Below are 373 nucleotides of genomic sequence, written 5' to 3'. Positions count from 1 at the left end.
TCTTCCGTCTTAGTCAGGAATGCTTTCATGTTTTCGATGTCGGCCTTTTTAAAGCCTGTCATCTCGCCAACGTTCGCGATAATTGAGCGACCCGTGATAGCTCGCAAGAACGGGTTGAAGTTCTGCGCGGCTAAGTTCAACGGAATCGGTGTTGCGTGGCGGTCATTCATAATAGCTTCGCAAAGCAGCTTGCTAAAATAACTCTTCCCTGCGTTCTGGCCGCCGATGAGCGCAATGGAGATTGGCGCTTGACAACCTGGGTTGGTCAGACGGTTGTAGAGCGATAGCCAAAAATACACACCGATTTGTCGGTTTAACTCTGTATCGAACGGTCGGAATAGCTCGATAAGGTATTTCTCGATGCGCGCAGTAC

1 protein-coding gene is annotated in these 373 nt (G+C 49.6%); it reads right to left on the bottom strand.

Annotation, left to right across the window (positions count from 1 at the left end; all coding sequences use genetic code 11):
• Positions 1–373 (bottom strand): VapE domain-containing protein (locus Y887_RS17160; RefSeq protein WP_046965502.1); only part of this gene is annotated, 373 nt, incomplete at both ends.

This window comes from Xanthomonas pisi DSM 18956 (genome assembly GCF_001010415.1).
In the GTDB taxonomy this organism is placed as follows: Bacteria; Pseudomonadota; Gammaproteobacteria; order Xanthomonadales; family Xanthomonadaceae; genus Xanthomonas; species Xanthomonas pisi.
The sequence above is the reverse complement of the archived record's forward strand: the minus strand, read 5'-3'. Positions and strand labels throughout refer to the sequence as shown.